The organism is Variovorax sp. V35, assembly GCF_041154465.1.
Taxonomy (GTDB): domain Bacteria; phylum Pseudomonadota; class Gammaproteobacteria; order Burkholderiales; family Burkholderiaceae_C; genus Variovorax; species Variovorax boronicumulans.
Genome location: NZ_AP028666.1, coordinates 5,612,400 through 5,637,835, shown reverse-complemented (window position 1 = coordinate 5,637,835; position 25,436 = coordinate 5,612,400). Strand labels below are relative to the sequence as shown.

Annotated in this window: 23 protein-coding genes; 6 read left to right on the top strand and 17 right to left on the bottom strand. The window is 69.7% G+C overall.

Annotated features, from left to right (window positions below; all coding sequences use genetic code 11):
* Positions 1 to 67: 67 nt before the first annotated feature.
* From ACAM42_RS25880 to ACAM42_RS25860, 5 genes are all read right to left on the bottom strand, one after another.
* Complete coding sequence (locus ACAM42_RS25880) at positions 68 to 1,534, bottom strand: TPM domain-containing protein (RefSeq protein ID WP_369629849.1); 1,467 nt, start codon at positions 1,532 to 1,534, stop codon at positions 68 to 70.
* Positions 1,531 to 3,762 (bottom strand): penicillin-binding protein 1C, encoded by a 2,232-nt coding sequence (gene pbpC, locus ACAM42_RS25875; protein WP_369629848.1) that lies wholly within the window; start codon positions 3,760 to 3,762, stop codon positions 1,531 to 1,533. Before pbpC ends, ACAM42_RS25880 begins: the two co-directional genes overlap by 4 nt.
* A gap of 85 nt (positions 3,763 to 3,847) precedes the next feature.
* Positions 3,848 to 6,259 (bottom strand): ATP-binding cassette domain-containing protein, encoded by a 2,412-nt coding sequence (locus ACAM42_RS25870; RefSeq protein WP_369629847.1) that lies wholly within the window; start codon positions 6,257 to 6,259, stop codon positions 3,848 to 3,850.
* A 90-nt stretch (positions 6,260 to 6,349) separates the two neighbouring features.
* The gene (locus ACAM42_RS25865; protein WP_062474355.1) at positions 6,350 to 6,760 is read right to left on the bottom strand and encodes a VOC family protein; all 411 of its coding nucleotides are present in this window, start codon (positions 6,758 to 6,760) and stop codon (positions 6,350 to 6,352) included.
* A 31-nt stretch (positions 6,761 to 6,791) separates the two neighbouring features.
* On the bottom strand, positions 6,792 to 7,238 hold the full coding sequence (locus ACAM42_RS25860) for a helix-turn-helix transcriptional regulator (protein WP_369629846.1): 447 nt from the start codon (positions 7,236 to 7,238) through the stop codon (positions 6,792 to 6,794).
* A gap of 182 nt (positions 7,239 to 7,420) precedes the next feature.
* On the opposite strand from ACAM42_RS25860, the gene ACAM42_RS25855 reads away from it, so the two are divergent.
* Positions 7,421 to 7,627 (top strand): hypothetical protein, encoded by a 207-nt coding sequence (locus ACAM42_RS25855; protein WP_062474353.1) that lies wholly within the window; start codon positions 7,421 to 7,423, stop codon positions 7,625 to 7,627.
* 87 nt (positions 7,628 to 7,714) lie between these two features.
* Here ACAM42_RS25855 and ACAM42_RS25850 read toward each other — a convergent pair whose 3' ends face one another.
* The 9 genes from ACAM42_RS25850 to ACAM42_RS25810 form a co-directional block, all read right to left on the bottom strand.
* The gene (locus ACAM42_RS25850; protein ID WP_369629845.1) at positions 7,715 to 8,341 is read right to left on the bottom strand and encodes a LysE family translocator; all 627 of its coding nucleotides are present in this window, start codon (positions 8,339 to 8,341) and stop codon (positions 7,715 to 7,717) included.
* A 66-nt stretch (positions 8,342 to 8,407) separates the two neighbouring features.
* Positions 8,408 to 8,698 (bottom strand): DUF2277 domain-containing protein, encoded by a 291-nt coding sequence (locus ACAM42_RS25845; protein ID WP_369629844.1) that lies wholly within the window; start codon positions 8,696 to 8,698, stop codon positions 8,408 to 8,410.
* 89 nt (positions 8,699 to 8,787) lie between these two features.
* The gene (locus tag ACAM42_RS25840) at positions 8,788 to 9,225 is read right to left on the bottom strand and encodes a hypothetical protein (RefSeq protein ID WP_307694858.1); all 438 of its coding nucleotides are present in this window, start codon (positions 9,223 to 9,225) and stop codon (positions 8,788 to 8,790) included.
* A gap of 176 nt (positions 9,226 to 9,401) precedes the next feature.
* Positions 9,402 to 9,767, bottom strand: coding sequence for a nuclear transport factor 2 family protein (locus tag ACAM42_RS25835; RefSeq protein WP_095746497.1), 366 nt, complete (start codon positions 9,765 to 9,767; stop codon positions 9,402 to 9,404).
* A gap of 75 nt (positions 9,768 to 9,842) precedes the next feature.
* Positions 9,843 to 10,190: an NIPSNAP family protein gene (locus ACAM42_RS25830; protein WP_369629843.1), complete on the bottom strand. Its 348-nt coding sequence runs from the start codon at positions 10,188 to 10,190 to the stop codon at positions 9,843 to 9,845.
* Between the two features lie 18 nt (positions 10,191 to 10,208).
* Positions 10,209 to 11,051, bottom strand: coding sequence for a hypothetical protein (locus ACAM42_RS25825; RefSeq protein WP_369629842.1), 843 nt, complete (start codon positions 11,049 to 11,051; stop codon positions 10,209 to 10,211).
* Positions 11,048 to 11,560 (bottom strand): tyrosine-protein phosphatase, encoded by a 513-nt coding sequence (locus ACAM42_RS25820; RefSeq protein WP_369629841.1) that lies wholly within the window; start codon positions 11,558 to 11,560, stop codon positions 11,048 to 11,050. Before ACAM42_RS25820 ends, ACAM42_RS25825 begins: the two co-directional genes overlap by 4 nt.
* 41 nt (positions 11,561 to 11,601) lie before the next feature.
* Positions 11,602 to 12,246 (bottom strand): hypothetical protein, encoded by a 645-nt coding sequence (locus ACAM42_RS25815; protein ID WP_369629840.1) that lies wholly within the window; start codon positions 12,244 to 12,246, stop codon positions 11,602 to 11,604.
* 85 nt (positions 12,247 to 12,331) lie between these two features.
* Positions 12,332 to 18,322 carry an alpha-2-macroglobulin gene (locus tag ACAM42_RS25810; RefSeq protein ID WP_369632803.1) on the bottom strand — a complete coding sequence of 1,997 codons (5,991 nt, stop codon included), beginning with the start codon at positions 18,320 to 18,322 and terminating at the stop codon, positions 12,332 to 12,334.
* A gap of 183 nt (positions 18,323 to 18,505) precedes the next feature.
* Here ACAM42_RS25810 and opgC point away from each other — a divergent pair, with 183 nt between their 5' ends.
* Together opgC and ACAM42_RS25800 are read left to right on the top strand one after the other, a co-directional pair.
* Entirely contained in the window at positions 18,506 to 19,648 is a 1,143-nt protein-coding gene (gene opgC, locus ACAM42_RS25805) for an OpgC domain-containing protein (RefSeq protein WP_062474337.1), read from the top strand.
* A gap of 48 nt (positions 19,649 to 19,696) precedes the next feature.
* Positions 19,697 to 20,506, top strand: coding sequence for a hypothetical protein (locus ACAM42_RS25800; protein ID WP_369629839.1), 810 nt, complete (start codon positions 19,697 to 19,699; stop codon positions 20,504 to 20,506).
* Here the strand turns inward: ACAM42_RS25800 and ACAM42_RS25795 are convergent, their stop codons facing one another.
* Genes ACAM42_RS25795 through ACAM42_RS25785 form a run of 3 tightly spaced genes read right to left on the bottom strand, consistent with a single transcriptional unit; the run spans position 20,507 to position 22,674 of the window.
* Positions 20,507 to 21,292, bottom strand: a complete 786-nt coding sequence (locus tag ACAM42_RS25795; protein ID WP_369629838.1) for an SGNH/GDSL hydrolase family protein — start codon at positions 21,290 to 21,292, stop codon at positions 20,507 to 20,509.
* Positions 21,293 to 21,329: 37 nt separating this feature from the next.
* On the bottom strand, positions 21,330 to 22,082 hold the full coding sequence (locus ACAM42_RS25790; RefSeq protein WP_095949601.1) for an anti-sigma factor: 753 nt from the start codon (positions 22,080 to 22,082) through the stop codon (positions 21,330 to 21,332).
* Positions 22,083 to 22,098: 16 nt separating this feature from the next.
* The gene (locus tag ACAM42_RS25785) at positions 22,099 to 22,674 is read right to left on the bottom strand and encodes an RNA polymerase sigma factor (protein WP_369629837.1); all 576 of its coding nucleotides are present in this window, start codon (positions 22,672 to 22,674) and stop codon (positions 22,099 to 22,101) included.
* Between the two features lie 190 nt (positions 22,675 to 22,864).
* On the opposite strand from ACAM42_RS25785, the gene ACAM42_RS25780 reads away from it, so the two are divergent.
* From ACAM42_RS25780 to ACAM42_RS25770, 3 genes are all read left to right on the top strand, one after another.
* Entirely contained in the window at positions 22,865 to 23,425 is a 561-nt protein-coding gene (locus ACAM42_RS25780) for a DUF3455 domain-containing protein (RefSeq protein WP_369629836.1), read from the top strand.
* A gap of 97 nt (positions 23,426 to 23,522) precedes the next feature.
* Positions 23,523 to 24,062 carry a hypothetical protein gene (locus tag ACAM42_RS25775; RefSeq protein WP_369629835.1) on the top strand — a complete coding sequence of 180 codons (540 nt, stop codon included), beginning with the start codon at positions 23,523 to 23,525 and terminating at the stop codon, positions 24,060 to 24,062.
* A gap of 28 nt (positions 24,063 to 24,090) precedes the next feature.
* The gene (locus tag ACAM42_RS25770; protein WP_062474330.1) at positions 24,091 to 25,392 is read left to right on the top strand and encodes a hypothetical protein; all 1,302 of its coding nucleotides are present in this window, start codon (positions 24,091 to 24,093) and stop codon (positions 25,390 to 25,392) included.
* Positions 25,393 to 25,436 lie beyond the last annotated feature (44 nt).

The window sequence follows — 25,436 nt, the reverse complement described above, 5'->3', positions numbered from 1 at the left end:
ACTGTTAAAAAGACGCGGTCGGCGGGAGGGGCATGAGGCGGCGCGGAAGGGGGCCCTGCCGCCCGCTTTACCAGCTGCCCGAGGCGCCGCCGCCGCTGCTCGAACCGCCGCTGTCCGAGGAGGACGAAGACGACGAGGAAGAGGAGGACGAGGACGACGAACTGCTGCTGCTCCAGCCGCTGTCCCCGTCGTCGCTCGATTCCATGACGCCGGGCGGCAGGAAGCCGATCAGCATCGAGAAGAACGCCGCCAGCGCAATGGGAATCCACGAGGTGTCCGGCACCGGGCCGGGCGAGGTGATGTGGAACACGTAGCCGCAGATGCCCGCCACGATGACCAGCCGGACGACGAAGCTGACCACGCTGCGCTGGAAGGTGTTGACCATGCAGCGCACGATGATCACCGCGAACAGCGTCACGCCGCCGAGGCACAGCGCCCACAGGAAGCCCCACCAGAAGCGGTCGGCGCCGACCGTCCACGCGACGGCGACCAGCGACGCGATCACGAGCACGAAGCCGCCCATGAAGATGGCGGCCGTGCGCGACATGCCGCAGAGAAAGCCCAGGCCGTAGCCGAAGATCGCCGGCATCGCCAGCACCAGCGCGATGGCCGGGTTCAGCAGCGCCGCGCCGGCGGCCAGCGGGCCAGCCCCGAGCAGGCCGAGCACCAGGCGCAGGTCGCGCGGGGCAGGGCGCGCACGCGCCGGTTCGGGCTTCATTGCCGCCAGGGCGTCGGCCCAGGGTTCGGGGCCCGCGCTGCCTTTGCGCTGGCCCTTGCGTTTTTTCTCTTCGGCACGCCGCGAGGCCGAGCTGCCGCGCGTCGGGTCGCGCTCGATGCCGCGGCCGTGGTAGATGCCCAGGCCCAGGCCCCACAGCACCACGCCCAGCAGGCCCCAGCCTTCGGGCGTGACGTGGCCGCCGCGCGTCAGGCTGGTGACCTTCTCTTCGTCGGGTGCGGCGGCGTGGTCCACGACGATCTGCTGCGACTCGGGCGCGACGACGCTCACCTCGCCGTCGAGCAGCCGCGCGAGCGCGCCCACGGCCGCCTGCACGCCGCCGGCGAAGTCGCCCTCGCGAAAACGCGGCGCCATCTCGCGGTCGATGATGCGGGCCGCCTGGATGTCGGTCACCGTGCCTTCGAGCCCGGTGCCGACCTCGATGCGCATGCGGCGGTCTTTCTGCGCCACGAGCAGCAGGATGCCGTCGTCGGCCTCGCTGCGGCCCAGCCGCCACTTCGCGAACACGCGCGTGGCGTAGCTCTCGATGGTGTCCTCGCCCGTGGTCGGCACGATGAGCACCGCGAGCTGGGCCTGGGTGCGGCTCTGGATGTCGGCGATCTGCGCGCGCAGCGCCTCGGCCTCGCCGGCCGGCAGCGCCTGCGCGAGGTCGACCACGCGCGAGCTCATCGGCGGCACCGGCACGGGCTTGGCCTGCGCGGCGCGCGGGCCGGCCAGGCACAGCACCAACAGCAGCAGGCCCAGGCACAGCGACAGCCAGCGGGGCATCGACAGCGGCACGCGCATCGGCGCGTTCATCGGCGCGCGCCCTTGGCCGCCACCACGCCCGCGCCGCGCACCTCGACCCGGCGCTGGTCGACCACCTTGCCGCTGGCGTCCACCAGCTCGATCAGGTGCCGTCCCGGCCACGGCAGCCACTGCGCGCTGTTGCCGCGCGCGTGGAACTTGCCGTCGATGCGCCATTGCACGCCGCGCCCTTCGGATTCGAAGCGCACGCGCTGGCGCTGCGGCGGAATGTCGGGGTCGAGCGCGAGGATCGTGCCGTCGGCCGGCGCCGTGATGCGCGCCGAGGCGGCGTCGCTCGCCATGCCGGTGTCGAGCGCGAACAGCGGCTGCTCGGTGCCCTGCAAAAACCATTCGCTGCGCGCCGCTTCGAGCGGGCTGCCGTCGGCGCCCGGGCCGAAGCTCACGCGCGCCTCGACCAGTCCGGCGGGCGGCGCGGGCGCGCGGCTGGGTTCGCGCGCGTGCAGGAAGCGCATCACCTCGGCCCACACGGGCGCGGCGCCGCTGGTGCCGCTCACGTCCCACATCGAGGCGCCGCTGGCGTTGCCGACCCACACGCCGACCGTGTAGCGCTGCGACCAGCCCACGGCCCAGTTGTCGCGCATGTCCTTGCTGGTGCCGGTCTTCACGGCGGTCCAGAAACGGGTGGACAGGATGCTGTCCAGGCCGAAGGTGCGCGTGCGCGCGTTCGGGTCCGAGAGGATGTCGCTGACGATGAAGGCGGCGCGCGGGTCGAGCAGCGGCGGGGCTTCGGCAGGCTTGTGCTTGCCGGCCGGGGCGGGTGGGCGCGGTGTGAGCGTGGTCGCCCCGAAGCGCCCGCCGTTGGCCATCATGCGGTAGGCATTGGCCAGCGACAGCAGCGACACCTCGGCGCTGCCCAGTGCCAGGCTGTAGCCGTAGTAGTCGCCGCTCTCGCGCAGCGGCAGGCCGGCGGCGCGGAGTTCGCGCGCGAAGGCCTCGGGCGACACCATCACCAGCGTGCGCACGGCCGGCACGTTGAGCGAGGCGGCCAGCGCGGTGCGCGCCGACACCGGGCCCTTGAAGCGGCGGTCGTAGTTCTGCGGAATGTAGAGGCCGCTGGCGGTACTGATCTGCGCCGATGAATCCTCGATGAGCGAGGCCGCCGTGATGCGCTTCTCGGCCAGGGCCTGCGCGTACAGCAGGGGCTTGAGCGTGGAGCCGGGCTGGCGCAGCGCGGTCACGCCGTCGACCTCGGCGGCCTGGCTCAGCGGGCCCGAGGAGCCGACCCAGGCCAGCACCTCGCCGCTCGCGTTGTCGAGCACCACGAGCGCGCCGTCTTCCACGTGGCGGTCGCGCAGTTCGCGCAGGTGGCGTTGCAGGCTGTCGAGCGCGTAGCGCTGCAGCGGCGCGCGCAGCGTGGTGCGCACGCTGGTGGGCGCGGTGGCTTTTGCATCCCCGGCATCACGCAGCTCGCGCAGCACCCGCCGCGCGGCATGCGGCGCGATGCCCTCGTTGGGCTCGAACGCGCGCCGCTGCACCACCGCGCTGGTGAACATGTCGAGCGCCTCGCAGTCGGTCTTGGCGCCGGGCTCCATCACGCGCAGCACCTCGCAGGCGCGCTGCGCCACCAGCGCGGGGCGGGCGTTGGGCGCGCGCACCAGCGCGGCGGCCACGGCGGCCTCGCGCGCGTCGAGCCCGCTCGGGGCCTTGCTGAAGAGCGTGCGCGAGAGCGCGTCGATGCCGACGATCTCGCCGCGGAAGGGCACCGTGTTCAGGTAGGCCTCGAGGATCTGGTCCTTGCGCCAGCGGCGCTCCAGCTGCGTGGCGGCCACGGTCTGGCCGATCTTCTGCGTGAAGCTGCGCCCGCCCGCCGCGCGGCGCAGGTCGTCGTCGAGCAGGCCCGCCAGCTGCATGGTGATGGTCGAGGCGCCGCGCGTGCGCGTGTTCCACAGGTTGCCCCAGGCGGCGGCCGAGGCGGCGCGCCAGTCGACACCACTGTGTTCGTAGAAGCGCTTGTCCTCGCTCAGCACCATGGCCGCGCGCAGCGCGGGCGACACGTCGGCCAGCGCGGTCCACTGGCCGCGCCGCACCGTGGGGTCGGTGCGCACGCGCTGCAGCAGTTCGCCCTGGCGGTCGAGCACGGCGGTCTCGGAGGAACGGAAGTCGCGCTTCACCTCCTCGAAGCTGGCCAGCGCCCAGGCTGAGGGGGCGGCGGCTGCCGTCAGCAGGACCACGGCCAGGGTGTGCCGGGCGGTGGAAGAAAACGAGAACGCAAGAGGCATCGCAGCAGACGGGGCCGCGGGGCGGCAGGCAAAGCGGAGACGGCCCATTCTCCGCCATGCCTTGCGGGGCTCGCCCCCGGGCGCGTCAGGGGCCGACGTACGCCGCGAGATGCTGTCCTGTGAGCGTCGCGCGCTTGGCGACCAGGTCGGCCGGCGTGCCCTCGAAGACCACGCGCCCGCCGTCGTGGCCGGCGCCGGGGCCCAGGTCGATGATCCAGTCGGCGTGCGCCATCACCGCCTGGTGGTGCTCGATGACGATGACCGACTTGCCCGCATCCACCAGCCGGTCGAGCAGGGCCAGCAGCTGCGCCACGTCGGCCAGGTGCAGGCCGGTGGTCGGCTCGTCGAGCACGTACACGCCGCCCTTCTCGGCCATGTGCGTGGCCAGCTTGAGCCGCTGGCGCTCGCCGCCCGACAGCGTGGTGAGCGGCTGGCCCAGGCTCAGGTAGCCCAGGCCCACGTCGGCCAGGCGTTGCAGGATGGCGTGCGCGGCCGGCGTGCGCGCCGGGCCTTCGCCGAAGAAGGCCGCGGCCTCGGTCACCGGCATCGCCAGCACCTCGCTGATGTCGCGCCCGCCGAAGCGGTGCTCGAGCACCGAGGCGTGGAAGCGCTTGCCCTCGCACTCCTCGCAAATGGTGGCCACGCCGGCCATCATCGCCAGGTCGGTGTAGATCACGCCCGCGCCGTTGCAGGTGGGGCAGGCGCCTTCGGAGTTGGCGCTGAACAGGGCCGGTTTCACGCCGTTGGCCTTGGCGAAGGCGTTGCGGATCGGGTCGAGCAGGCCGGTGTAGGTGGCCGGGTTGCTGCGCCGCGAGCCGCGGATCGCGCCCTGGTCGACCGCCACCACGCCCGCGCCGGCGGGAATCGAGCCGTGCACCAGCGAGCTCTTGCCCGAGCCCGCCACGCCTGTCACGACCACCAGCACACCGAGCGGAATGTCGACATCGACGTTGCGCAGGTTGTGCGCCTTGGCGCCGCGGATCGGCAGTGCGCCGGTGGGCTGGCGCAGCTTTTTCTTGAGCGCGGCCCGGTCGTCCAGGTGCCGGCCCGTGAGCGTGCCGCTGGTGCGCAGCGCTGCCACGCTGCCCTCGAAGCAGACCGTGCCGCCCGCCGCGCCCGCGCCGGGACCGAGGTCCACGACGTGGTCGGCGATGGCGATGGCCTCGGGCTTGTGTTCCACCACCAGCACCGTGTTGCCTTTGTCGCGCAGCCGCAGCAGCAGCTCGTTCATGCGCTGGATGTCGTGCGGGTGCAGGCCGATGGTCGGCTCGTCGAAGACGTAGGTCACGTCGGTGAGCGAGGAGCCCAGGTGGCGGATCATCTTCACGCGCTGCGCCTCGCCGCCCGAGAGCGTGCCCGAGGGGCGGTCCAGGCTGAGATAGCCGAGGCCGATCTCGACGAAAGAATCGAGCGTGTGCGCCAGCTTGGCCAGCAGCGGCGCCACCGAAGGCTCGTTCAGGCCGCCGACCCACGCGGCGAGGTCGCTGATCTGCATCGCGCAGGCCTCGGCAATGTTGAGCTTCTTGATGCGCGACGAACGCGCCGCTTCGCTCAGCCGCGTGCCGCCGCAGTCGGGGCAGGTGGTAAAGGTCACGGCGCGTTCGACGAAGGCGCGGATGTGCGGCTGCATCGCCTCGACGTCCTTGGCCAGGAACGACTTCTGCACCTGCGGAATGAGGCCCTGGTAGGTGAGGTTGATGCCGTCGATCTTGATCTTGGTCGGCTCCTTGTGGAGCAGGGCGTCGAGCTCCTTCTTGGTGAACTTGCGGATCGGCTTGTCGGGGTCGAAGAAGCCGCAGCCGTTGAAGATGCGCCCGTACCAGCCTTCCGTGCTGAAGCCCGGGATGGTGAGCGCACCTTCGTTGAGCGACTTGCTGTCGTCGTAGAAGGCGCTCAGGTCGAAGTCGGTGACCGCGCCCCGGCCTTCGCAGCGCGGGCACATGCCGCCGGTGCGGCTGAAGGTCTGCTTCACGGTCTTGCTGGCGCCGCGCTCCACCGTGATCGCGCCGGTGGCCTTCACCGAGGGCACGTTGAACGCGAAGGCGCTGGGCGAGCCGATGTGCGGCTTGCCCAGGCGGCTGAACAGAATGCGCAGCATCGCGTTGGCGTCGGTGGCCGTGCCGACGGTGGAGCGCGGGTCGCCGCCCATGCGCTCCTGGTCCACGATGATCGCGGTGGTCAGGCCGTCGAGCACGTCGACCTCGGGCCGCGCCAGCGTCGGCATGAAGCCCTGCACGAAGGCGCTGTAGGTCTCGTTGATGAGCCGCTGCGACTCGGCCGCGATGGTGCCGAACACGAGCGAACTCTTGCCCGAGCCCGAGACGCCCGTGAACACCGTGAGCCGGCGCTTGGGCAGCTCGACGCTGATGTCCTTCAGGTTGTTCACGCGCGCGCCCTGCACGCGGATGAGGTCGTGGTGGTCGGCGGCGTGCCTGCCGTTCGCGTCCTTCGTGCGCGTTGCGCTCTTTGCTTCCTTCTTCGGGGCCTTGCTGCTCATCGGGTCTTTCGTCTCTGGAAGGGACACGGGGTCGCCATGGCGGCGGCGCCCGTGCAGGAGGTCGGGGGGCTGCGGCGCCGGCGGGCCGGCTCAGCGCGTCTGCTGGATGCGGATCAGGTTGCCCGCCGGGTCGCGCACCGCGCAGTCGCGCACGCCGTAGGGCTGGTCGGTGGGCTCCTGCACGATCTCGGTGCTGCGGGCCTGCAGGCGCTCGAAGGTGCCTTCGAGGTCGGGCGTGGCCAGCAGCAGCGAGGCGAAGGTGCCCTTGGCCATCATCTCGGCGATGGTGCGGCGCTCGTCGTCGGTGAGCCCGGGCGTGGCGGCCGGCGGGTACAGCACGATGGAGGTGGCGGGCTGGCCGGCCGGGCCGACCGTGATCCAGTGCATGCCGCCGTAGGCGACGTCGTTGCGCACCTCGAAGCCCAGGGTGTCGCGGTAGAAGGCCAGCGAGGCCTGCGGGTCGGTGTGCGGGAGAAAGCTCGAATGGATGCTGAGATTCATGATGGCGAGGGTCCGTGGTTGTGTCGGGCCGTCATGCTAGGTGCGACGCGGGGTTTCGCGCTTCTCGATTCCTGATCGGGCGCGTCACTTGTTTGGCGATGCACGCCGGCATGCCCGCCGTCGCCTGCGCCGCCTCGCGCCGGTAGACGCCGGGCGACACACCGACCAGCTCCGTGAAGCGCGTGGTGAAGGTGCCCAGCGAGGCGCAGCCGACCTCGAAGCAGACCTCGGTCACGCTCAGGTCGCCGCGGCGCAGCAGCGCCATCGCGCGCTCGATGCGCCGCGTCATCAGGTAGGCGTAGGGCGACTCGCCATAGGCCAGACGGAACTGGCGGCTGAGGTGGCCGGCCGACATGTTCGCGTCGCGCGCGAGCGCTTCCACGTCCAGCGGCTGCGCGTGCTCGCGGTCGATGCGGTCGCGCACGCGGCGCAGCCGTGCGAGGTCGGGCAGAGAGGGCTGGGGCTGCGTGGCGGTCATCGGCGGGATCGTGCCACGTCGCTACGGCGTGCTCAAGCGCAGGCAAAGGTTCCACATCCGGTAACGAACTTCACACAAGCGCCTGCATCTGGACACCCGATGCGCACGCGGCGGGGCTTCAATACGGTACGGGCTCGCAGCAGGCGGGCCCGACCGTACAGCCCACCCAAGGAGAACTCCGCATGACGAAAACACTCGCGCTTCTGCTGGCCGCCTCGGCCATCCTGGCTGGTTGCGTGGTCGCACCCTACGACCGGGGCCCGCCCCCGCGCGGCCACGGCTACGACCGCGACCGTGACGGCGTGCCCAACCGCTACGACCGTGACCGCGACAACGACGGCGTGCCCAATCGCTACGACCGCCGGCCGAACAACCCCTACCGCTACTGACACCGGGGCCGAAGGCCCCCAAAGAAAAAGACCGCGAGGCACGCAGCCCCGCGGTCTTTTTTCTTTCTTGTGCGCGTGTGGATGTGCTCAGGCAGCGCGGCGCGCCATCAGCGCCCACAGGCCGGCCGCGCTCAGCAGCGAGCCACCCGCCAGGTGGAAGCGCCGCTGCGCGCGCTGCGAGGCGAGCAGCCGGCCGGCAGAGCTCGCGAACACCGCATAGAGCGTGGCGTTGAGCGTGGCCAGCGCCACGAAGGTCAGGGCCAGCACCCACATCTGATGCGACACGTCGGCGCCCGGGCTGATGAACTGCGGCAGGAAGGCCACGAAGAACACGATGCCCTTGGGGTTCAACGCCGTCACCAGGTAGGTGTTGGCGAACAGGCGCCAGCGCGAGGCCGGTGCGGCCGGCGCGGCGGTCTCGGTGGACGAGATGCCGGCGCGCAGCAGCTTGATGCCCAGGTACAGCAGGTACAGGCCGCCGGCCCACTTCACCACCGTGAACCAGAAGGCCGACGCGGCCAGCAGCGCGCCCAGCCCCAGCAGCGACACCACCAGCGCGGTCGAATCGCCCAGCGCCACCGCGGCCACCAGCGGCACGTTGGCGCGGCGGCCGTGCGACATCGAATAGCTGATCACCGTGAGGATGGTCGGCCCCGGAATGATCAACAGCAGCGCCGAAGCGGCGACGAAGGCGAGCCAGAGTTCGATGGGCATGGGGATGGATGCTCCTGGTGGTGTGGGAAGGGCGGTGCGCCGTTCAGCGCGGGAACAAAGTCTTTTTCATGCGTCCGAGGTCGAAGCAGCTGCCCCGAAACGCAGCGCAGACCGCGCCTTGGCGCGCTCGGCCTCGATGGCCCGGTCGCGCGGCTCGGCCGTGGTGACCAGCGAGTCGATCAGCCGCGCGGCCGTGGCGGCCACCTCGTCCACGGCGCGTTCGAAGGCCTGCTCGTTGGCGCGCGACGGCACGCTGAAGCCGCTGAGCTTGCGCACGAACTGCAGGGCGGCGGCGCGGATCTCCTGCTCGGTGGCAGGGGGCTCGAAGTTGTAGAGGGTCTTGATGCTGCGGCACATGGCGAATGCTCCGGTCAGGCGCGGCGCAAGGGCCGCGCGGCCAGTCTAGCGAAATCGCGTTTTCTTGCGCAGCATCCGCCGGGCAAAGGCTACTTCAGGCTCAGGACACCCAGCCCCAGCCCGATGACACCCAGCACGAAGCTCACGAGGCTGAGCTGCAGCGGGATGCGGTAGGCGGGATCGGGGTGGTCCCAGTGCGCGCGCAGCACCTCGAGCGCGGTGGCCCGGCGGATTTCCATCGCGCAGCCGTGAAAGCCCTGCATGTTGATGCTGCTCTTGGGAATCTGCAGCGCGAGCCGGGTTTCGTAGTCGATCTCGATGCCGTCTTCGGGGAAGCCCGGGTCGCGGCCGATGCCCCGGATCATGCGGCAGCAGCGCTTGCCGGCGTTCGTCTTCAGCACCACCCAGGCGTTGCGCCCGCCCAGCGGCGCCAGCCGCTGGTTGTGCACGCGGATCAGCGAGAACGCCTCGTAGTCCGCCGGGTTGGTGAACGAGCGTTGTTGCGTGACGTGGAGTCCTGTGACCATGATTTCCTCCCTCTGTGAATGAACGCCGGTGCGCCTGCCGGACAGCCCGTGCAGGCGTCGGTTTCGACGTTAGTTCAGAAGGCGGGAGGTGCCCATTGGCGTTGCCATGGAGAGAACGATTCAATCGTCAACAATGGTGAAGCCGACGGGCGATCCGGCCGCGCGTCGGCCTGGGCTCAGTCGCCCTCGTAGAAGAACTCTTCGCGCACGATCTTGCCGTCCTTGACGGTGTACAGCGCCATCTCTTCCATCGTGAAGCGCTGGCCCGTGGGCTTCATGGTCACGTCGAAGCGAAAGCCCACGATGAAGCGATCGTCGTGCGGCCAGGGGCCGGCCACCTGGAACGAGTGCACCTCGTGGTTGGCCACCCACCATTCACCCTTGGCGCGGATGGCCGACAGGCCCACCGACTCGCGCGACATGCCGGGCGGCGCGCTGGCCTCGACGCTGACGGCCTCCGGCGCGTAGAGCGCCTGGGCTTCATCGAATGTCCCTGCTTTGCACAGCGCCACGAGCTTGGCGGCGATTTCCTGGGTGTTCATGCGTTTCTCCAGTGAGTTGGGGGGATGACGGGAGGCGCAGTGTAGGCCCGCGCACCGTGCGTCGTCGACAGATGTTCAACGCGCTGGTTCGTTGAGCGCGCGCAGGCTGTCGACGCCCTCCGGCGAGAGCCACAGCAGCGTGTTCAGGTAGGTCTCGATGCGGTCGACCAGTGCGCTGCGCGGGCCCTCGCGCCATTCGGTGGAACCGTAGAACGCCGCCTGCTCGGCCTCCAGCGCCTCGCGGCTCGCGTAGGCGCGCACGAGGTGGTAGCTCTCTTCCTCGTGGTCCGACTTGCCGTAGCTCACCACGTCCATGCCCTTGCCGCGCAGCATGGGCACCGCGCGCTCATGCATCGCGCGGTGAAAGTCGTCGAGGGTGCCGGGCTTGAGGCGGTAGGTGCGGATTTCGAGTAGGCGCTTCATGGGAATGGACGGCAGCGTTCATGCGGGAATGCGCGGTGCTTCGACATCGTGCAGCCGCGCGCTGAAGTCGTACTTGTATTCGCAGTCGCCGGCATAGGCCAGCGCGATCTTTCCGGTCCACGTGATGTCGAAGCGGTCGGTGCCCGCGATGCGGTCGAAGCGGATGCGGTGGTGGGCCGCGGCGTCGTGTCCGAGCAGGTAGATGTGAAAGACGTTGTCTTCCATGTCGTCGGGCGGCGGCAGGTCGATGCTGACCTCGAGCCCGTCGATGTGCGCCAAGCTGAAGTCGGACAGTGCGCAGACCGCGAAGCCGCCGCCGTCGCCCCAGGCGGTCGACGACAGCGTGCAGCGGTGGTAGTTGGTCCAGACCCCGGGTGCGTCCCAGTCGGACGGGTAATCGATGTCCTCGTCTTCGGGCTCGTCGATCTCGCGCTCGACGTCGTAGTCCTCGCTGCGCAGGTGCAGGTCGAACCACACCTCGTTGTTCCTCACGGATGCTGTCCAGCGGAACTCCTTGATGGGGTGGCCTTCGGGCCAGGGGTTGCCGGCGAAGTGAATGCGGTTTGGAGGCGTCATGGGGCGGGTGTCGTGCGTGTTCGTTGCGCTGTCGTGTGCGCGGGCATGGGCGCTGTCGTCCGCGATCGCGATGCAGCGCTCCAGCAGGCCGGCCTCGCGCACTTCTTCGGTGGTGTTCACCTGGAACACGTTCTTGCCGCAGTCGCTGCAATACCGGACGCCGGGCGTGGCGGTGGCTTCGAGTGCGTCCCAGGGCTTGGGGCACGAGAGCGATCCGTCGTGTTCGCTTCCCGACGGCGCCTGTGGATCGACTGGCGCGCGACCGATGCGGATCGACTTCTTCATGGGGGCGGTGGGCGGTGGGTGCCGAGGATGTACTGCGCGACCCATTCCGCCTGTTCCGGTGTGTCGGGCATGTCGACGCCCCGCGAGCGGCTCAGCAGGTGAAAGATGTTCTGGCGCGGAACGCCGAGCCCGTGCAGCAGGCTGCCCGCGATGAGGCCCGTGCGGCCGATGCCTGCGCGGCAGTGGATGGCGATGGCCTTTCCGCTCGCGAGTTCGGCGCCCAGTTCGGCAATGAAGGCCGCCGCGTCCCGCTGCGAGGCCGGCAGGCCTCGGTCCGGAATCGGGAAATGCCGGAACGCGATGCCATGTTCGGCGCACAGCGCAGGCTCTTCCCGGAGTTCAAGTGCCCTGATTTCCTGCGCCTCGAGCAGGGAGACCACCATGTCCAGCGAGGCACGCTGCCAGGCCGCCACCTCCTCGCGCAGCTGGTCGCCGCCGCGCGGGCGTGCCATCAGGCCCAGCCGATGCGGCTGTATGTCGCGGACCCAGTGGATGGTGGTCTCGAACATGGTCTGCGGACCTTACAGCCGATCGATCAGCCGCATCGCCCTCAGGTGAAAACGATCGCCGTCTTGTGCGCGATGCTCAGCCGCGCCGATTCGTACAGCAGCAGCCACGATTCGGTCTCGCGGTAGAGGCCTTCGTCCTCGCCCATGCTGTCGGCGATCCGCGCGGCTTCCTCGTCGGACAGCTCGCCGTCCGAAAGCGTGATGCCGAGGGCGGGCGCCACCAGCACCAGTTCCTCGAGCAGGCGGTACGACGAGCCGAGCATGCCGCCGGGCAGGTCGGTCTCGTCTTCCTCGGCAAAGATCACTTCGTCGAACTCGACCGGCAGGTAGAAACCTTCCGCGTCGGAGTGGCACAGCAGGTGGCTTTCGAACATGTTGGCCACGTCTTCGAGCGTCTCGTCTTCCGTGGGATCGGTGTCTTCCGGCAAGGGCGTGGCGATCCAGCCGGGCGTCGTCACGCGGTGTGCGTAGGCGCGGCGCAGGTAGTGGATGAACGAATAGGGCAGGCCGTCCAGCGGCGCGCGGGATTCGAGCGGCGGCAGCGTGCGAGGCTCGACGTGCGGCGGCAGGCCGGCTTCGGCGAGCTTGCGGTTCGCGGCGGCGAAATCTGCCTCGAAGTGTTCGGCGCTCTCGGGATCGTTCTCGATCAGGTCGGCGAGGATGCCGACGCAAATGGCCAGGCCCATGGGGTTCTCCAGGTAGTGGGTTCGCCGCGATGGTGACGAGAAGCGGTGAAGGCGGGATGACGGCCCGCCTTCACCGTGGCTCCTGCTACTTCGCCGCCTCCACCTTCACCCGCGCATTCGGCGTCTCGCCGAACATCTCGGGCGCGTACATCGCTTCCACGCGGCTGGGCGGCAGCGCGAAGTCGCCGACGTTGTTCAGGCGCACGGTGTATTCCATCTTCACGACGCCCTTGGGCAGGTACTCGTAGTAGCTGCGGAAGGCCTCGAAGCTGCGCTCCTCGAACGCCGGCCAGCCGGAACCGCTCTTCTTCTCGCCCTGCGTGGCGATCTGCGAGTCGCGGCCCAGGCCGCTGCCCAGGATGGTGGCGCCGCCCGGGACCGGGTCGGTGATCACGACCCAGGTCATGTCGGTGCTGGCGTTGACCTCGATGCTCACGCGCAGCACGTCGCCGCGCGTGTACTTGCCGGCCACGGCCTGCTCGACCGGCGTGACGGTCTTCTTCAGCGCGTAGCCCGCCGCAAACGGTGCCTTCAGCTGCACGGCGGCCAGCGACTGCAGCGTGAGCCACGGCTTGCCGGTGCCCTGCTGCGTGACCAGCAGCGTGTCGCGCACGGGCGCACCCGTGGGCGATGCGGACCAGGGCACGAACATCGTGTTGTTGCGCAGGTTGCCCGGCGAGGCGGGCGCGCCGAACATCGTGGTCTGGTTCGGCGCGCCGGTTGCGTCGCTGGCCTTCACGCGCTCCACCTTGCTCCAGTCGACCTGCGCCTTCACCGCGCCCAGCGTGGCGGCGGTGACGCCGGCCACCGGCGTGCTCTCGAACACCTTGCTGAACTTCTCCAGCGCCAGCCCGCCCCACAGGTTGGCGGTGGTGGTGTGCCAGGCGCCGTTCTGCTGGCGGCCGATGAAGCCGTTGGCGAGCTTGCCGATGTCGTCCTTCCAGGCCGGGTCTTCCATCACCGTGAGCAGCAGGCGCGCGGTGTTGACGTCGCCGTTGGTCATGAGCCACCACCAGTAGTCGTCCTGTTCGGTGCTGAAGATGAGCTTGGTGCCCTGGTAGGACAGGCGCGCCTTCAGCACATTGTTGGCCTCGTCCAGGCGCTGCTGGCGCTGCGGCACGTCGTTCACGCGCTTCAGGATGTTGACCCAGTCGATCACCGCGCTGGTGGGCCACTGGTTCGGCGCGATGGTGATGCTGCCGAGCATGCTGCCCTTGGCCTTGCCGTAGCGCGACAAGGCTTCGAGCGCGGCGAGCTTGCGCACGTCCAGGTCCTTGCGCGGGCTCCAGAACTCGCGCGTGACGCGGCCTTCGACGAACGCGATCAGGCCCGATTCCATCGGTGCGCGCGCGTCGTCGGCGAGCGCGAAGGCCGGGTTGAGCTGGGCCGCTTCGTGCGTGGCCGCGAGCAGGTACGACGTGAGGATGTCGCTGCCGCGGTTGGCTTCGCCGTCGCGCGGCGGGAAGTAGCTGGCCAGGCCGTCGCTGTCCAGGTAGGTCGGCAGCGTGGCCAGCACGCCCTGCCACATCTTCGCGTCGCGCAGGCCGACCGCCTTGCTGGTCTTCTGCTCGAGGCAGCTGAAGGGGTAGTTGGCGAACCAGTCGCGCACGCCCGGCAGGCCTTCGGCCAGCTTGGGCTGCAGCGACATCTTCAGGCCGCCGCGGCCGGGCAGGGCGTCGGCGGGCGGTGCCACGTCGAGCGTGAACGGCCCGTCGACCTGCACCAGCGTGGCCTGCTGCACCGTGAGCGGCACGGCGGGCACGATGCGCTGGCGCACCTTGAGCGCGTCGCGCGCGCCACCGACGGTGTCTTTCGCCTCGATCTCCCACAGGATCGCTTCGGCGCGCGTCTGCGCGAGCTGCGCGGGCGCGGTCACGTTCCAGGCCACCTCGCGCGATTCGCCGGCCGGGATGTCCACGGTCTGCGTCTCGAGCGTGAGCAGCGTGGCGCGCGGCGTGGCTTCCACCTTCATCGGTTTCTGCGTGGTGTTGCGCAAGGTGATCTGCGCGCGGAACTGGTCGTCCTCGCGCACCAGCGGCGGCAGGCCGCTGATGATCTGCAAATCTTGCGTGGCCTGGATGCTGGCCTGGCCGGTGCCGAACAGGCTGGTGCCCGCGTCGGCCACGGCCACGATCTTGAAGGTGGTGAGCGCGTCGTTCAGCGGCACCGTCACCACGGCCTGGCCGTTGGCGTCGAGCACGATCTTCGGGTTCCACACGAGCAGGGTGTCGAGCAGCTCGCGCGTCTGGCCCTTGCCGCCGCCGCCGCCCGCGGGCACGGCCTTGCGCCCGTAATGGCGCCGGCCGACGATTTCCATCTGCGCGGTGGAGGTGCTCACGCCCCAGCTGCGCCGCTGCAGCATCGCGTTGAGCAAGTTCCAGCTGTCGTTGGGCATGAGCTCCAGCAGCGCCTGGTCGACCGCGGCCAGCGCCACTTCGGCGCCGGCGGCCGGCTTGCCGTCGGGCAGCTTGGCGGTGATGGTGACCTGCGCCTTGCTGCGGATCGGGTAGCTGGGCTTGTCGCTGGTCACGGTCACGTCGATCTGGTGCGCGCGCGTGCCGACGCGGATCTCGGCCATGCCCAGGCGGTAGGCGGGCTTGCTCAGGTCGACCATGGCCGTGGGCGCGACGTATTCCTTGCCCTCGTACCAGAAGGCGGTCCACCACTCGCGCGGTGCCTTGAAGCCCCAGGTGAAGAAGCTGTACCACGGCACTTCGCGCAGGCGCCCGCGCAGCGCGAGCACGCTCACGTAGGCGTTCGGGCCCCACTCGGGTTTGACCTGCAGGCTGACCGTCGGGTCCTTGCCGTCCAGCTGCACCACGTGCGTCTCGATGATGCCTTCGCGTTCCACGGCCACCAGCGCGGTGGCAAAGCGGAACGGGCTGCGCACCTGGAACTTGGCGACCTCGCCGGGCTGGTAGCTCTTCTTTTCGGGCAGCACGTCGATGCGGTCGTTGTCCTCGCCGCCGAACCACAGTTCGCCTTGCTTGGTCACATAGACCGAGCTCACGGCGCTGGCGCTGCGGCCGTCGCTGTCGGTGGCGCTGGCCACCAGCTCGACCTCGCCGGCTTCCTTCAGCTCCGACTCGCACAGCAGCAGGCCGCGCGAGTCGCTCTTGCCGGAGCAGACGGTGCCGATGTCCTTCGTTTCGGTCTTGTTGTCGTAGGTGTAGAAGCCGCCCACCATGCGCTTGCGGCTGGTGGTGGTGATGCGCGCCACGGCGCGCACGTTGAGCGTCACGCCGGCCTGGGGCTTGCCCGTGAGGTCGAGCGCGAGCGCCTGGAACTTGAGCTTCTGGCTGGTCGAGACCCAGCCCTCGGTCTTGATGCCGGCGATGACCGACGCGGGCCACAGCGTCTGCGTGCTGCGAATGGTCTGCACCTCGCCGTTCGGGTCGGCGTAGGTGGCTTCGAGCAGCAGCTCGCGCGCGGCCTTCACCTTGGGCACCTTGTCGATCGTGACCTTGCCGGCGCCGTCCTTGTTCAGCGTGAGCGGCAGCTTGTCGGCGATCACGCGGGTGTCGTTCACGCTGTTGAGGTCTTCCTCGCCGGCGCTCGTGTCGGCGGCGGTGGCGGCTTCGCTGCCGTCGCCGGAAGCGCGCGGCGGGTTGAAGCTGAAGGCGTCGTAGTCGGAAAAGCTCAGGCCCTTGCCGCGCACCATGGCCGACACGCGCACCGGCAGGTTGGCGGCGCCGCCGCCGGCCACGTAGTTGATCTGCACGTCGGTGGGCACGCTCGTGGCGGCCACCAGCGGCTTCTTCTCGGTGGGCGCGATGCGGCCTTCGAGGACCGGCAGGCGGAACTCCTCGACGCGGAAGATGCCGGTCGAGTAGGTGCGGTTGTTGCCTTCGTCATTGGTGCCGTCGCCGCTGCGCAGCTCGACCTGGTACACGCCGAGCTTGGCGGCCGGCGGAATGGCAAAGCTGTTCTCTGCGCTCAGGCCGCCGGTGGCGGTCTTGCGCCAGGCCAGCGGCTGGGTGAAGCGCTGGCCGCTGCCCATGTGGGTCACGACCAGCGTGTCGGGCCGGTCTGCCGGCAGGCCGAAGCCCTTGCTGGTCTGCGTGCGCAGCAGGCTCTTCATCGACACCGTCTCGCCGGCGCGCAGCAGCGTGCGGTCGAAGATGGTGTGGGCGATGCCGTCGGGGCGCACGTCCAGGCTGGTGGGCACGTTGAAGCGCCAGGGCTCGATGCCGCGCTGCCAGTCGCTCCAGGTGAAGGCGAGGTCTTCCACGCCCTTGTCGTCCTTGGCGCGCGCGCTCACGAACCAGGCGCTGGTCTCGTACTCGTTCGGGCCGTTGCAGCTGGGTGCATCGGGCGACACGCCGTTGAGCATCACGATGCCGCTGGCGTCGGTGGTGCCGGTGGCCACGGCCTTGCCGTCGCAGCTGGACACGCGCACCTCGGCGCCCGCCACCACCTTGCCCTTGTCGAGCGTGGTGACCCAGGCCATCGAGTTCTCGCGGCCCAGCTTGAAGTGCACCGCCAGGTTGGTGGCCAGCGCGGTGGTGCGCACGTACATCGTGCGCCCGGCGTTGTAGCGCTCGTCGAGCAGGGCTTCGCCGAGTTTCTGCGAGGCGATCTCCAGCACGTGGAAGCCCGGCGTGAGCGGGATGCCGACGACCTCGAAGGGGCGCGGGTCGCCGCTCTCGGCCTTGGGCATGTCCAGGGCCTTCACGCCCGGCTGGCCGCCGAGCAGCGACACCATGCGCGTCTGCACGTGCGAGCGTTCGTTCTTGTCGATCACCGGGGGCAGGGCGCCCTTCACGTCGCGGCGCGCGGTGTCGCGGCTGACCGTGTAGCTGTCGTAGCGGCGCACCTTGCGGTACCACGCGATGATCTCGGCGTCGGTCTTGGGGTTGAGGTCGCTCACCTTGCCGGGCGTGAGCGCCTGCACCATCAGCTGCGGCTCCACGCGGCGCACCGTGACCGGCATCATGGCCGGGGTGCCGGGCTCGGCCAGGCGCTCGATCACGCCGAAGGGCGAGGCCGCGAACTTGGCCAGCGGCGGCATGGCGCCGGTCGCCACCTTCAGCGGAAAGCTGCCGGGCGTGCCCAGCGCGCGGCCCGAGGCGTCCTGGAAGCCGGAAGGCAGCTCGATGCTGAACTGCGTGCTCTCGGCCAGCGGCGGGCCGAAGCTCGCGCTGTTGACCACGTCGTCGTCGTTCTGCGAGCCGCCGCCGCTTTCGAGCGTGGCCTTGATCGTCTTGCCGTCGCCCTTGAGCACGATCTGCGACGCCACCTTGCGCGTCACCGGCGCGTTGAACTGCAGCTGCATCGGGCGCAGCGGCAGGCAGGCGGCCTGCGCGTTCTCGCGCTCGCAGGTGAAGGACACGGCGAAAGGCTCGCGCACCTGGTAGTCGAAACGGCGTTCCACGTTGTTGGCGACGCCCGACGGCGTGGCCACGCCCTTGCCGTAGACGACCTGCACCTTGGCGCCCGGCGTGAGCGTGCGGTTGCACTGCATCGTGATGAAGCGCAGCGGGTCTTTCGCGGCTTCCTTCTCACGGTGGAAGGCCTTGAGCAGCTCGGTGCGCGCCTCGCCCTCGAGCAGCTTGGCCGGAATGCGTTCGCCGACACCGTCGGCCGCGCACCAGACGTTCTGGCGCACGCTGTCGATGGTGGCCGCGCCGTTGAGCTCGAGCACGAACATCTGCTGCTCGTCGATGCGGGCGTAGGTGCCCGGCATGTAGTTGCGCACGAACGGGCCGCCGCTATTGAATTGATAGCGTTCGGGGCCGGTCAGCTCGCCGCCGCCGGCCGGCTTGAAGGTGGGAACGCGGGTGACCGAGCAGCGCACGCCGGGCGGCAGGTCGTTCTCGAAGTCGTAGACCCAGGCCTTGGCGTCGGTCCAGCGGCCGGTGCCCTTGCCGGCCTGCGCGTCCGAGCAGCTCACGGTGAGCGGCGCGGGCGCCTTGGGGTCGCCGAAGTTGACCGCCGCCTGATCGAACTTGGCGACGACCTGGCGCACGCGCGCCACTTCGCCCTGCGGGGTCAGGCTGGTGATCTGAAGTGCAAAGCCCGGGCCCGCCGCGAGCGCGCCGGCGGCCAGTAGCAATGTCGGAATGAAACGGTTCACGGAGTTCTCCACCTTGAGGCAGCGCGCAGCGTAGCCGATTTGCATGGCGCTCCGGGAGTGCCAAGCGTCATAGGCCGTGCGTGTTTGAAGCGCGCGTTCGGTCGACGTACGCCGGTCTTCTTACAATCGCTGACGTCGTGCGTGCGCTGCGCAGACCGCCACCAAGACCTCGCCGCCGACCGAATGAAACGCTACTGGGAAATAGACGCCTTGCGCGGGCTGATGCTCGTGCTGATGACCGTCACCCACCTGCCCACGCGGCTGACCGATCCGCTGGGCCAGCCTTTCGGCTTCGTGTCGGCCGCCGAGGGCTTCGTGCTGCTGTCGGCCTTCGTGGCGGGGCTGGTCTACAGCCGCATCGGCCACGTGCGCGGCGTCGACTCGATGCGCCAGGCCTTCTGGCGGCGCGTGCTCAAGGTCTACCTGTGCCAGGCGGCGATCCTGCTGTTTTTGTTCACCGTGATCGCCGCGCTCGGCGTGCACATCGACCAGCCGGCGGTCAAGAACCTCGTGTCGTACTACCTGGCCGAGCCGCGCGACGGTTTCTTGTTCGGGCTGCTGCTGATCTACGAACCGCCGCTGCTGGACATCCTGCCGATGTACATCTTCTTCATGCTCATGAGCCCCTGGGTGCTGGCCTTTGCCATGCGCCACGGCTGGACGCTCGTGATGGTGGCCAGCGCCACGGTCTGGGCGATGGCGCAGTTCGGGCTCAGCGAATGGGTCTACGGACTGGCGGTGCGCTACCTCGGCGTGCCGGTGCCGTTCCACGAGATGGGCGCCTTCAACACCTACGCCTGGCAGTTCCTGTGGTTCGCCGGCCTGTGCCTGGGCGCCAGCCGCAATGCGCCCGAGGCCCGGCCGCTGCGCTTTCCGGCCTGGCTGCTGGTGCTGGCGGCGGGCATCGCGCTGTACGGTTTCTACTGGCGCCACACCGGCATCAACGGCCAGGCGCCGTTCGGCGGCGATGTGGAAATGAACCTGCTGTTCGACAAGTGGCAGCTCGGCCCGCTGCGCATCGTGAACCTGGTGGCGCTGGGCATCCTGGCGGTGCGCTTCGGGCCCTGGCTCATGCGCAAGATCCCGCGCCTGCACTGGCTCGAGGCCATGGGCTCGGCCTCGCTGCCGGTGTTCTGCGCGCACCTCGTGGCGGTGCTGCTGGTGCTGGCCTTCTACGGCGACAACCAGATGGCGCGGCCCTGGTGGGGCGACGGCCTGCTGCTGGCGGCGGTGTTTGCGGGGATGTACTTCGTGGCACGCTTCACACGCGGCGCCGACGTGCCGCCGCCGGCGGACGATGTGCCTTCGGAGCCTGCGCCGGCGTAGGTGTCTGTAGGGAGCGCCGCTCGTTTTTTTGAGAAGAGGGGGAGGGCGATGATCGATTCCGTTTTTTGGAGACGTGCGCTGGCGGCCTGCGTGCTGGCGTGGGGTGCTGCGGCGCATTCGGCGCTGCCGGAGGCGGTGCAGCAGGAAGTGCAGCGCTGGCTGAACTGCTACAGCCCGAACTACTCGTCGGCCTGCGAAATCGCACTCGACAGCAGCTCCGCCCTTGGCCGTGTGCGCCGTGGTTCGGCGCTCCTGCTGGGCTCGGAGGTCGATGCCGCGACCCGCGCCCGTGCGATGGAAGACCTTCGCTCGGCGGCGGCAGAGGGCTATCCGCCTGCCTACGAATCCCTGGCGGTCTTTCTCGGGCGTGGCGCCGGCTGGAGCGAGGGCCTGCGCTGGCGCTGGCTCGGGGCCGAACACGGCCATGCCGACGCGGCGAAACAGCTGAGCGGGCGCATCGACTTCGATGGGTCGGATCGCCAGTCGGCGGCCGATCGGATGTTCCTGTCGTGGGTCCACTGCCATCCCGCGTCGTTCGAGAGCAGCGGGCCCGCGATGTCGGCCTTGAACGATGCGCGCAAGGCTTCACCGGGCGCCGACCTGACGCAAGTGATCGCCCAGGTCCACGCGAAGCGGCTCAACGAAGCCAAGGCCAAGGCCGAGAACTTCCTGCACGGCTGCGTGCCGGGCGCCTACTACCTGGCCAGCCTCTCGCCCGACGATCAGGCCTGGGTGCGCAAGACGGTGCGCGCCCGCATGGCGCAGACGCTGAAGAACATCCAGGCGGCGGTGCGCAAGTTCCCCGACCTGGAGCTGCTCACGCTCCCCGAATACCAGGACCTGCTGCCGCCGCCCTGATCAGGGCGCGTTGGTCGGCGCAACTGGCGGCGCAGGCGGCATCGGCAGGTGCGGCGCCACCACCGACTGCCACAGCCGGTAGCCCTCGTCCGTCAGGTGCAGCCGGTCGCCGCGGAACAGTTCGGGGCGTGGCCGTCCATCCGCGCCGAGCATCGGCGTGTGGATGTCGATGTACTCGCTGTTGGGCAGCAGGTTCAGGTAGGCCGAGATCACGTGGTTGGTCTCGCGGATCTGTGGCATCAGCTGCTCGCGCGACGGGCTGGGCTTGACCGAGATGAAGCTGATGCGCGCGTCGGGCAGCTCGGCGCGCACCGTGTTGGCAAAGCGCGCGAAGCTGTCGAGCACCTGCAGCGGCGTGCGGCCTTCGGCCAGGTCGTTGTCGCCCGCATAGAGCACCACCTGCCGGGGCTTGTAGCGCACCACGAGATCACGCGCGAACAGGGCGCAGTCGGCCAGCGTCGAGCCGCCGAAGCCGCGGTTGACGATGCCGCCCGGCACGCGGGAAAAGTCCTGCGAGAGGCGGGTCCACATGCGCACGGTCGAGCTGCCCACGAACACCACGCCGCCGGGTTGCGGAAAGCGCTCCTGGTCGGCACGCGCGAAGGCGGCCAGTTCGTTGTGCCAGCGGGCCTTGGCGGCGAGGTAGGCGGAGGCGGTGTCGGCGGCCGCGGCGCCGTCGGCTTCGTAGGGGAAGGCGGCGGCCGCGGTCTGGGCCTGGGCGGTGAAGGCGGCGGTTGCCAGCAGCAGGGCGGCGGTGGCCGCCAGCGCGGATTTCATCGAAGGCATCGGAAAGAGAACGGAAGCGGAGAAATTCAGGACAGGGTCAGAGCGTTTTTTCGATCAACGGGCCATGGAACAGCACCGGCCCGGTCGGGCCGCCCGCGCTCGGCACGCCGCCCTTGGGCTCCAGGCTGATCGCCAGCGCCGGCACGCGCACATCGGATTCCGAGGCGGCCAGTCGCAGCGCCGGTGCATTGTCCAGCACGCCGAGCGAGCGCGGCGCGCCGCCGGGCGGCAGGGCCCACAGCTGCAGCGACTTGTCGGCGCCTTCGCGGAAGCTGCCCACGCGCTGCAGTACGAGCTGCTTCTTCTTCGGGTCGAAGGTCACGAGCATGGAGGCGGCGGCCTTGTCGTCGGACAGCACGGCCACGTACTGCACGGCGGGCGCATTGATCAGCTGCTCGCGCAGGTTCAGGCCCACGCCCACGGCCAGCACGGCCACGAGCGCGCCCGCTGCGGCGGCGCCGCGCCACAGCGCGAGGCTGCGCAGCCAGCCGCCGGTCGATGCAGACGCAATGGGCGCGGCGTTGTCGCGCTGCCGCTCGAGGGCCTGCTGCGCCTGCTCGGCGTCGATCAGGTTGCGGATGCGGGTCCAGACGGCCGGGTCGGGCGCGACGGGCTGCTGCAGCTCGGTCATGCCGGCCAGCCGGCCCTGCCAGACCAGTGCGGCGGCGCGCACGGGCGCCTGCTCGCGCGCCAGGGTTTCGAAGCGGCGGCGGGCGCCGCCGCGCAGCGTGCCCAGCGCATGGCTGGCCGCCAGCAGTTCGAGCAGTTCGGGGTGGGCAAGGAGGTTCATGGGGCGGGTCTCGTGGTCAGGCGAAGCGGCCCATGCAGGTGCGCAGCTTCTCGAGCCCGCGCCGAATCCAGGTCTTCACGGTGCCCAGCGGCAGCTTGAGCTGTTCGGCCAGTTCGCCGTGGCTCATCTCGCGCAGGTAGGCCAGGCTGACCACCTCGCGCTGGCGGCCCTCGAGCTGGCTCAGGCACTGGTGCAGCGCCCAGGCCTGCTCGCTCGCATCGGCCATGTCGGCCGGGTTGGGCGTGTCGGATTCGAAGGTGTCGGCCATCAGCTCGTCGAACTCCTGCGTGAGCTGGGCGCGGTCGGCGGTGCGGCGGCGCAGCAAGTCGAGCGAGCGGCTGCGCACGATGAGCCCCAGCCAGGCCAGCGGCGGACTCAGCGAGGCACGGTAGTCGCCGGCCACGCGCCAGACGGTGAGGAAGGACTCCTGCAGCACGTCTTCGGCCCACTCGCGCTGGCGCACCACCCGCATCGCCAGCCCCATGAGGCGGGGCGCGGTGCGGTCGTACAGCTGTCGCAGGGCGGCTTCGTCGCGATGGCCGATCCGGTCGATCAGCGCCATCAGTTCGGCGTCGGGGCTGGGTGCGGTCATCGGCGGATTGTGGGGCATCGGTGCGCATGTCCGAGGTACGGCCCGGCGGGGGCGGCGGATTCAGCGCGGCCCGCCTGAATCCATTGGCCATCGGGCTGCGTACACGGGACAGGGGGCGTCGAGATGCAGAACTCCAGACGGCGGCTCTTTCTCTTTCACCACCGATCAAACAGACACCGAGGAAACGACCATGCACATCCGCACCCTGACCGTCCTGGCTTCCACCACCGCAGCGGCGCTTGGCCTGGCCGCCTGTTCCGGCATGGGCGCCAAGCCCGCGCCGGTGTTCTCGCAGGCCAGCCTGCCCGACGCCGTGAAGGTGCCCGCCGGCCACCGCGTGGCCATGGAAACCGTGGGCGCCGGCGACATCACCTACGAATGCCGCGCCAAGGCCAACACGCCGGGCGCGCACGAATGGGTCTTCGTCGGCCCCGACGCCAAACTGATGGACCGCGCCGGCAAGCAGGTCGGCAAGTACTACGGCCCGCCTGCCACCTGGGAGAACGCGGACGGCTCGAAGGTCACGGCCACGCAGGTGGCGGTGGCGCCGAACGGCAGCGGCAACATTCCCCACCAATTGGTGAAGGCCAACCCCGCCACCGGCATGGGCGCCATGCAGGGCGTGAGCTACATCCAGCGCGTCGCCACGCAGGGCGGCGTGGCCCCCGCCGCCGCCTGTGGCGCCACGAACCTGGGCCAGAAACAGGTCGTGAAGTACCAGGCCGACTACATCTTCTACCGCGCCGGCTGAAGCGCCGGGAACCCCCGCTGCGCCGCCGTTTGGAAACATTCGGCAACGTATACTGCGCCGCAAAACGGAGCGGGACCGCGTGCGCGCGGGGGCGGGAATGAAGCAAATTGCGATCGTGATCGCGCTCTGCGTGGGCGCGTGGTATTTCTTTGTCGGCGGCCGCAAGCTCGACGAGGCGATGGTGCGCGACTACTACCGGAAGGACGCCCACGCCGTGTACTCGCGCGACGCCGAGGCGATCTGCAAGCAACTCAGCCGCAAGGCGGTGATCGAGAGCAAGGTCACGGCCATGGGCCGCACCCTCGAGACCACCCAGAACCGCGACGAAGCCTGCGACACGGTGAAGGAAAACATCGAGCTGTTTCGCACCGTCGGCGACCGCATGGGCGGCATCCTCACCATCGAGTACGACTACCACATCGACAGCATCGAGGTGGCCACCGACCGCAAGAGCGCCACCGTCACGGGCACCAGCGTGCTGAAGATGGGCGAGTCGGTGCTGCAGTACAAGAGCAGTTTCACCCAGCGTCTGGAGCGCGAACTCGGCCAGATGCGCCTCGTGCATTCCAACGGCGTCACCGTGGTGCGCCTGGGCGGCGCGGGCGCGATGAGCCAGAGCGACTTCTTCCGCAAGTAGCCGCAGCAGCAACGCCCCAGGCCCCGCCATGATCGACCGCGACTCCCTGCCGCCGCCTCCGCCGTTCTGGCACCGCCTCAACAGCTTCTTCGCCTTTCCGCTCCAGCTGCGGCCGCTGGCCTACGGCCTGGTGCTGTCGTTCTGCAGCCTGCTGTTCGAGGCCGTGTTCTTCCTGCCCGATGCGCTGGCCTTCATCGTCATCGAGGTCGGCATCATCCTGGCGGCCAGCCGCTACGGCTTCAAGGTCATTGCGCTGGGCGCGCGCGGCATCCGCGACTCGGCCGACTTCGGGCGCGAATCGAGCGACGAGTGGACCTACCTGCCGTGGAAGCTCTTCGCCATCTCGCTGGTGCAGACGATGCTCATCGGCTGGCTCGCGTGGTACGAGCCGGTGCTGGGCACGGTGGGCCTCTTCATCATGTCCTTCACCTTCCCGGCGGCGGTGATCGTGCTGGTGCAGTCGGGCAGCTTCTTCCAGGCCATGAACCCGGGCTACGTGATGGACGCGATGCGCACCATCGGCTGGCCTTATGCGCTGCTGTGCTTCTTTTTGTTCCTGTTGAGCACGGGCGCGCAGGTGGCGATCTCGATGGTGCTGCCGGTGTTCGACGGGCGCATCGTGCTGCCGATCGTCAACTTCGCGTTCATCTACTTCGGCTGGGTGATGGCGAGCCTCCTGGGCTACGTGATGTACCAGCACCACGACGCCTTCGGCATCGACCTCGTGCCCGGCGCGGGCGCCGACATCGGCGCGCCGGTCGACCGCCGCACGCCCGCGCAGATCGCCGCGCAGCGCACCGACGCCGAGGTGGCGCAGTGCATCACCGATGGCGACCTGGCCGCCGCGCTGGGCATCGCCTACGAGGCGCAGCGCACCGCCGACGCCGACGACCTGGCCGCGCAGCGCCGCTACCACCGCGTGCTGGCGCTCATGCCCGAGAAGAAGGACACGCTGTTCGACCACGCGCGCCGCTTCATCCCGCTGCTGATGCGGCGCGACCTCGCATCGGACGCGCTGAAGGTCTTCAAGGCCTGCCGCGCCATCGACAAGACCTTCGTGCTCGACGACCCGGCGATGGTCATCGCGATGGCGCGCGCCGAATGGCGTGGCGGCGACGCGCACGGCACGCTCGCGCTGCTGTCGGGCTTCGACAAGCGCTTCCGTGGTCACGCGGCGATCCCGCAGGCCTACGAACTCGCGGCCCGCGCGCTGGTGCAGGGGCTGGGCCGCACGGACATGGCGCAGCCGATCCTCACGACGCTCGAGGCCCGCTACCCCGAGAGCGAGCAGACGCAGGAAGTGCGCTGGCTGCTGCGGCCGGCGGCCTGAGAGGGGGCCGGCCCGCGGATCAAGGCAAAATTCCGCACGCCGCG

What these genes read in the sequence shown, in the direction of transcription:
- ACAM42_RS25880 (WP_369629849.1), bottom strand. Translation starts at nt 1,534, where the DNA reads ATGAACGCGCCGATGCGCGTGCCGCTGTCGATGCCCCGCTGGCTGTCG.
- pbpC (WP_369629848.1), bottom strand. Translation starts at nt 3,762, where the DNA reads ATGCCTCTTGCGTTCTCGTTTTCTTCCACCGCCCGGCACACCCTGGCC.
- ACAM42_RS25870 (WP_369629847.1), bottom strand. Translation starts at nt 6,259, where the DNA reads ATGAGCAGCAAGGCCCCGAAGAAGGAAGCAAAGAGCGCAACGCGCACG.
- ACAM42_RS25865 (WP_062474355.1), bottom strand. Translation starts at nt 6,760, where the DNA reads ATGAATCTCAGCATCCATTCGAGCTTTCTCCCGCACACCGACCCGCAG.
- ACAM42_RS25860 (WP_369629846.1), bottom strand. Translation starts at nt 7,238, where the DNA reads ATGACCGCCACGCAGCCCCAGCCCTCTCTGCCCGACCTCGCACGGCTG.
- ACAM42_RS25855 (WP_062474353.1), top strand. Translation starts at nt 7,421, where the DNA reads ATGACGAAAACACTCGCGCTTCTGCTGGCCGCCTCGGCCATCCTGGCT.
- ACAM42_RS25850 (WP_369629845.1), bottom strand. Translation starts at nt 8,341, where the DNA reads ATGCCCATCGAACTCTGGCTCGCCTTCGTCGCCGCTTCGGCGCTGCTG.
- ACAM42_RS25845 (WP_369629844.1), bottom strand. Translation starts at nt 8,698, where the DNA reads ATGTGCCGCAGCATCAAGACCCTCTACAACTTCGAGCCCCCTGCCACC.
- ACAM42_RS25840 (WP_307694858.1), bottom strand. Translation starts at nt 9,225, where the DNA reads ATGGTCACAGGACTCCACGTCACGCAACAACGCTCGTTCACCAACCCG.
- ACAM42_RS25835 (WP_095746497.1), bottom strand. Translation starts at nt 9,767, where the DNA reads ATGAACACCCAGGAAATCGCCGCCAAGCTCGTGGCGCTGTGCAAAGCA.
- ACAM42_RS25830 (WP_369629843.1), bottom strand. Translation starts at nt 10,190, where the DNA reads ATGAAGCGCCTACTCGAAATCCGCACCTACCGCCTCAAGCCCGGCACC.
- ACAM42_RS25825 (WP_369629842.1), bottom strand. Translation starts at nt 11,051, where the DNA reads ATGAAGAAGTCGATCCGCATCGGTCGCGCGCCAGTCGATCCACAGGCG.
- ACAM42_RS25820 (WP_369629841.1), bottom strand. Translation starts at nt 11,560, where the DNA reads ATGTTCGAGACCACCATCCACTGGGTCCGCGACATACAGCCGCATCGG.
- ACAM42_RS25815 (WP_369629840.1), bottom strand. Translation starts at nt 12,246, where the DNA reads ATGGGCCTGGCCATTTGCGTCGGCATCCTCGCCGACCTGATCGAGAAC.
- opgC (WP_062474337.1), top strand. Translation starts at nt 18,506, where the DNA reads ATGAAACGCTACTGGGAAATAGACGCCTTGCGCGGGCTGATGCTCGTG.
- ACAM42_RS25800 (WP_369629839.1), top strand. Translation starts at nt 19,697, where the DNA reads ATGATCGATTCCGTTTTTTGGAGACGTGCGCTGGCGGCCTGCGTGCTG.
- ACAM42_RS25795 (WP_369629838.1), bottom strand. Translation starts at nt 21,292, where the DNA reads ATGCCTTCGATGAAATCCGCGCTGGCGGCCACCGCCGCCCTGCTGCTG.
- ACAM42_RS25790 (WP_095949601.1), bottom strand. Translation starts at nt 22,082, where the DNA reads ATGAACCTCCTTGCCCACCCCGAACTGCTCGAACTGCTGGCGGCCAGC.
- ACAM42_RS25785 (WP_369629837.1), bottom strand. Translation starts at nt 22,674, where the DNA reads ATGACCGCACCCAGCCCCGACGCCGAACTGATGGCGCTGATCGACCGG.
- ACAM42_RS25780 (WP_369629836.1), top strand. Translation starts at nt 22,865, where the DNA reads ATGCACATCCGCACCCTGACCGTCCTGGCTTCCACCACCGCAGCGGCG.
- ACAM42_RS25775 (WP_369629835.1), top strand. Translation starts at nt 23,523, where the DNA reads ATGAAGCAAATTGCGATCGTGATCGCGCTCTGCGTGGGCGCGTGGTAT.
- ACAM42_RS25770 (WP_062474330.1), top strand. Translation starts at nt 24,091, where the DNA reads ATGATCGACCGCGACTCCCTGCCGCCGCCTCCGCCGTTCTGGCACCGC.